Below are 6,599 nucleotides of genomic sequence, written 5' to 3'. Positions count from 1 at the left end.
CTGTTGACTGTGACACCGCAATCGGGGGCAAGCCCCCTCCCACATTGGATAATGCCGTCCTGATCCGCCTCGTAATGGTCAGCATCGCTGGGAATTCTGACCGCACGGCGACAAGCTCACCAATCGGCGGAGTAATGGGGATCAAAATGTGGGAGGGGGCTTGCCCCCGATGGCAGTGTGTCAGTCAATACATCTGTTGACTGTGACACCGTAATCGGGGGCAAGCCCCCTCCCACATTGGATACGGGTTACCCCATCGCCTGCGCCAGGCTGCGGATGAACGCGGCGCTGTCGATAATGCCGTCATGGTCAGTCTCGATCATCACCGAACGCTCGATGCGTCCCTGGCTGATCACTGTCGCCATCTGCTGTTCAATCAATTCCCTGAAGCGCCCTGCCCGGCTCATGGACGCCCACCAGCAACTGACTGGCGCCTTGATCGGCTTGAAGTCCGACGCGACCATGCGTTCGCTCAACGCGCGGTCGACGTCCCAGGCAATCTGCGCTTCGTTGCCGTGCAGCAATTGCTCCTTGATGGCGGTAAAGGTTTCGCCCAAGGCCTGCTCAGCCCAGCTCACGAACCCTTGCCATTGACCCATTTCATCCTCGGCATCGCGCTGGCACTGCTCCCAGGCACGCTGTATCGCCTCGGCGAACTCAGGGAACATCACGCCCAGTAACGCCGCGCGGCGCTCGTTGGCCGACACCTCACGATCTTCCCCCACGTCCACCGCATCCCAGTAGGGCTTGACCCACTGCGGCGGCGCGGCGTCGATCCACCCCACAAACTCCACCTCACGCCCCGCCTGTTCCAGGCCGTGCGCCACTTCCATCGCCAGGTTGCCGCCCAACGACCAACCTGCCAGGCGGAACGCCCCGTGGGGCTGGGCCATCAGCAATTGTGCGGTGTAATCCTCGACCATCACTTGCCAGTGCGGCACCGCAGCGCCCTCCTCGGCCAATGCTCGGCACATCACCCCGAATACCGGGCGCTGCTCGCGCAGTGCCAAGGCAATCGCGGTGTAGCAATGCACCGAGCCAAAGCTTGGATGGAACAGGAACAACGGCGTGCCTTCGGTCTGCTGGTTGAGCCTGACGATCAACGACGTTCGGTTATCGCCCTGCAAGCAGCTGACCTGCCCTGCCACAGTCGGATTGAGCATCAACTGGCTGACCGACAAATTCACACCGCTGGCCTTGCGGATGCGCTCCTTGAGCATCAGTACCCGCAACGAATGGCCACCCAGTTCGAAGAAATTGTCGTGCAGCCCCACGCGTTCCACGTCCAGCACCTCGCTCCAGATCGCCGCGACCTGCTGCTCTATTTCGCTGCGGGGTGCCTGGTACTGCCCGGTGCCGTGGGCCTCTGGCTTGGGTAATGCCTTGCGATCCAGCTTGCCGTTCGGGCTCAGCGGCATCTGCGCCAATACCACCCACTGCGCCGGCACCATATAGTCCGGCAACTGCGCGGCCAGGTGCGCAACCAACGCGGCTTTCCAATCGTCCTGCGGCTGTTGCAGCACCAGGTAACCCACCAGGTGGGTGCCGTCGACCGCGAGCACTGCCGCTTCACGGATGCTGCTGTGTTCCAGCAGGCGCGCTTCGATCTCACCCAGCTCGATGCGCAGCCCGCGCAGTTTGACCTGATGGTCGATGCGCCCGGCGTATTCAATCACGCCATCGTCGCGATAACGTGCCAGGTCGCCGGTGCGATACAGGCGCGTGCCGCTGCCGAACGGATCGGTGACAAAACGCTCGGCGGTCAGCGCGGGACGACGGTGATAACCCCGCGCCAGCCCGACCCCACCCAGATACAACTCACCCAACACACCGACCGGCGCCGGTTCCAGGTTGGCGTCCAGCACATAGCACGAAAGGTTGGCGATTGGCCGGCCGATCGGCACGGCGTCGCGGCCCTCTTCGACGCAGGTCCAGTGGGTCACGTCGATTGCCGCTTCGGTGGGGCCATACAAGTTGTACAACCCGGCGCCGGGTAGCTTGGCGAAGACCTGCTGCTGGGCGTCGGCGGGCAGCGCTTCGCCACTGCAGACAATGCGTTGCAGGCTGTGACACGAGGCCACCTCTGCGCCTTGCAGGAAGGCTTGCAGCATGGACGGCACGAAATGCAGCGTGGTGATTTGGTGCGCGTTGATCAGGCTGACCAGCCGCGCCGGGTCACGATGGTCGCCCGGTGCGGCCACCACCAGGCGTGCGCCGGTCATCAATGGCCAGAAGAACTCCCACACCGACACGTCAAAGCTGAACGGCGTTTTCTGCAGCACGCTGTCACGGGCCTCGAGGCCATACGCCTGCTGCATCCAGCACAGCCGGTTGGTCAGTGCACGATGGCGGTTGCCGGCGCCCTTGGGCTGGCCGGTGGAGCCGGAGGTGTAGATCACATAGGCGAGGTTTTCGCCGTGCACGGCGACGTTCGGGTTGTGGACGCTGAAGGCGTCCGGCGAGGCGTCGCCGCTTTCCAGCACCAGGCATTGCACGCCGGCTGGCACCGGCAGTTGCGCCTGCAGATGGGCCTGGGTCAACAGCAGTTGCACAGCGCTGTCCTGCAGCATGTAGGCCAGTCGCTCACGCGGGTATTCCGGGTCCAGCGGCACGTAGGCACCGCCCGCCTTGAGCACCGCCAACAGGCCCACGACCATTTCGATCGAGCGCTCCAGCGCCAGCCCCACCAGTACGTCCGGGCCGACGCCGGCAGCGATCAGGCGATGGGCCAGGCGGTTGGCCCGGGCGTTCAATTCGGCGTAGCTCAAGGTGTGCCCGGCAAACAGCAGCGCCGGGGCCTGCGGCGTGCGATGCACTTGCGCCTCGATCAACTGATGCACCGCTTGATCCAGAGGATATTCCACCGCAGTGGCGTTCCATGTCTGCACCAGCGTTGCGCGCTCGGCGGCGGCCAGGGTTGGCAATGCGCCCAGGGGTTGGGAAGCATCGTCTGCCAATGCCATGAGTAATTGCTGGAAGTGCTCGGCCAGGCGCTGGATGTGCGCTGCGCTGAAGGCCTTGCGGTCGTAGTTGAACTCCACGCCCAGGCTGTCGCCTATCGCCAGCAGGACCGTCAATGGGTAGTGGGTCTGCTCCAGGCTTTGCACCGCGCCAAAGCGCAGCCCCGACGGCGCGCCCTGCTCCAGGGCCTCGGACACCGGGTAGTTTTCGAAGACCAGGATACTGTCGAACAGCGCTTCGCCACCCAGCCCGGCCCAGCGCTGGATCTCGAACAACGGTGTGTGTTCCTGCTCACGCAAGCTCAGGTTCTGCTGCTGGACCTGCTGCAGCCACTGACTGACCGACATCTGTGCATCCGGGGTCGCCACCACCGGCAAGGTGTTGATGAACAGGCCGACCTGCTGTTCAATCCCGCGCAATTGCGCCGGACGCCCTGCCACTGTAGCGCCGAACGCCACGGTGGCGTGCCCGGTGTGGTGCTGCAGCAGCAACAGCCAGGCGCTTTGCACCAAGGTGTTGAGGGTGACTTTGTTGCGCTGGACGAACGCTTTGAGACGCTCGGTCTGCGGCGCGTCAAGACTCAGGCGATGCTCACCGTTAATCGCCAGGGCCGTGTCGTCCTGCACCTGTGCGCCACGCGCCAGGCGCGTAGGTTCCTGCAAGTTGATCAACTGGTCTTTCCAGAACGCCTGGCTGAGTGCCTTGTCCTGGGCGTGCAGCCAGGCAATGTAATCGCGATAACGCCCGGTCGGCACCGGCAATGGTTCACCTGCATAGTGTTGCAGGACTTCGCCAAACAACTGCGAACCGCTCCAGCCGTCCATCAGGATATGGTGATTGGTGTAGATCAAGTGATAGCTCGACCCACCGGTGCGCACTACCGTCAGGCTCAACAGCGGCGCCTGTTCCAGCACAAAGCCCTGGGCCCGCGCCGACTCGGCCAGGCTGTCGAGGGATAAGGCAGCATCGTCGCGCGCTTGCCAGTCCAGCTCGACAAACGGCAGGCGAACCTGCTTGTAGACCACCTGCAAGGGCTGCTCCAGCTCGGCCTGCCAGACAAAACCGCTGCGCAGGATCTCATGACGCTCGACCGCCGCCTGCCACGCTTGGTGGAAGCGCGGTACATCCAGGCCGTGCACGTCGATGCGCATCTGGTTGATGTAGTCACCCGAGCCTTCGCCGTACAGCGACTGGAACAGCATGCCCTGCTGCATCGGTGACAGCGGGTACAGGTCTTCGACCTCGGCGGCGTTCAGCGCCAGGTCATCGAGCTGCTGCTGGGTCAGGTTCGCCAGGGGGAAGTCGGACGGCGTCACGCCCCGGTTGGCCGGCTCGCAGCAGTGGTCGATCAGGGCCTTGAGTTCCCGTGCGTATTCATCGGCCAGTTGCTGGACAGTCGCTTGCGCGAACATCGCCTGGCTGAAACTCCAATTGAGCCTCAACTCGCCGCCATACACCTGGCCGTTGATTTCCAGCCAGTTACCCAACGGCGCCTCCGGGCTTTGCTCGGCACCGCTGGCGTCGCCGGAAGGCGTAAACAGCCCTGGCCGCTCGGCGCTGTCGAAGCTGACGTCGAACTGTCCCAGGTAGTTGAACGTGATGCGCGGGCGTGGCAACGCGGCCAAGGCCTGCCGGGCCTCGGCATCGCCCAGGTAACGCAGGGCGCCAAAGCCCAGGCCCTTGTCGGGGACGGCGCGCAGTTGTTCCTTGATCTGTTTGAGGGAGCTGGCCAGGGTGGTGGCCGGCAGCAATTTCAACGGGTAAAGGCTGGTGAACCATCCGACGGTGCGGGTCAGGTCGATCTCGTCGAACAGGTCTTCGCGGCCGTGGCCTTCGAGCCTGATCAACATCGACTCATCACCGGTCCAGCGCGTGATCACACGGGCCAGGGCGGTCAGCAACAGGTCGTTGATCTGGGTGCGATAGGCACTCGGCGCGTCCTGCAGCAAGCGACGGGTGTAGACCGGGTCCAGCTGCGTACTCACACTCAGCGCCAGGTGGTTGCTCAGGCTGGCCTGCGGGTCGGCGCCCGGCAAGCCGGACGGACTGCCGTGCAGTTGCGCCTGCCACCAGACCAGTTCGTGTTGCAGTGCCTCACTGCGCGCATACGTCTGCAGGCGTTCAGCCCAGGCGCGGGTGGCGCTGGTCTTGGCCGGCAGTTGCACGGCGGCGCCCTGGGCCAGTTGCTGATAGGTGCTTTGCAAATCTTCGAGCAGGATGCGCCAAGACACGCCGTCAACCACCAGGTGATGGATGACCAGCAACAATCGCTGGGACCCGTCGGCCAGTTGCGCCAGCACCGCACGCAACAAGGGCCCCGCCTCCAGGTCGAGGCTGCGCTGGGCTTCTTCGCCCAGGGCGTCAAGTTCCTCGACTGTATTCAAGGTGGTCTGCCACAGCACCTGGTCGGCCTGGTGCAGGTGCGGCCCACGGTACGCCGCACTCCAGCCCGCCGGCCCCTGCACAAATGTGCTGCGCAAGGCATCGTGGTGCACGATCAGCGCCTCAAGCGCGGCCACCAGCAGCGGCACCTGCAAGGGCTGGTGCGGTTGCAGCACCACCGATTGGTTCCAGTGGTGACGCTGGGGGATGTCATCGGCAAAAAACGCCTGCTGCACCGGCAACAGCAGCAGCTCGCCGCTCAGTGCCGACTGATCCAGCAGCACTGCGCCCTCGCCTTCCCGGGCGACTGCCGCCAGGCTCTGCACGGTCTGGTGCTGGAACAGGTCCTTGGGCGAAAAGCGCACGCCGACCTGACGCGCCCGGCTGACCACCTGGATCGACATGATCGAGTCGCCGCCCAGCTCAAAGAAGTTGTCATGCAAGCCCACTTGCGGCAGGCGCAGCACGTCGCACCAGATCGCGGCGATCTTGCGCTCCAGTTCGCTCTGGGGCGCTACATACACCTGCTGCATCAGGCTTACATCCGGCAGCGGCAGGCCCTTGCGGTCGAGCTTGCCGTTGGGGGTCAGCGGCATGCGTTCGAGGAACATCAGGTGGGTAGGCACCATGTAGTCCGGCAAACGGGTTTTCAAGGCGCGACGCAGGGTTTCGCGGCCGTTGGCCTGGGCGACGGCATCGTCGAGCAGGGCCGGATCAAGCGGCACCACGTAGGCCACCAACTGCTTGCCGGTCGGACCTTCCTGGGCCACCACCACGGTTTCGCCGACGCTGTCCTGTTCGCGCAGGCGCGCTTCGATTTCACCCAGTTCGATACGGAAACCACGGATCTTGACCTGATGGTCGACACGCCCCAGGTAGTCCACCACGCCGTCCGGACGCCCACGGGTCAGGTCGCCGCTGCGATACACGCGGCTGCCGGGCTTGCCGAACGGGTCCGGCACGAAACGTTCGGCGGTCAACGCCGGACGCTCCAGGTAACCCCGGGCCACGCCCTCGCCGCCCAGGTACAACTCACCGGCCACGCCGATGGGTTGCAGGTTGAGCTGCGCGTCCAGCACGTAGCCGCTGCGGTTGCCGAGCAAAGTGCCGATGGGCGCGTAGACGGCGCCGCACGGGTCACCCTTGCGCGCCTTCCACAGCAGCGGCGTGACCACGGTTTCGGTGGGGCCGTAGCCGTTGAACAGGTAGGTCGGCTTCAGCGCGCGCCAGGCCAGGTCGTAGCTGGCCTGGGCCAC

The 6,599-nt window shown here is 64.7% G+C and carries 1 protein-coding gene; it reads right to left on the bottom strand.

Annotation, left to right across the window (positions count from 1 at the left end; all coding sequences use genetic code 11):
* Positions 1–248 precede the first annotated feature (248 nt).
* A partial coding sequence (locus BFP96_RS06095) for a non-ribosomal peptide synthetase (protein ID WP_139113351.1) occupies positions 249–6,599 on the bottom strand: 6,351 nt, incomplete at its 5' end.

The organism is Pseudomonas sp. 34 E 7, assembly GCF_900005715.1.
In the GTDB taxonomy this organism is placed as follows: domain Bacteria; phylum Pseudomonadota; class Gammaproteobacteria; order Pseudomonadales; family Pseudomonadaceae; genus Aquipseudomonas; species Aquipseudomonas orientalis_A.
This window is presented reverse-complemented; position numbering and strand designations above follow the sequence as displayed.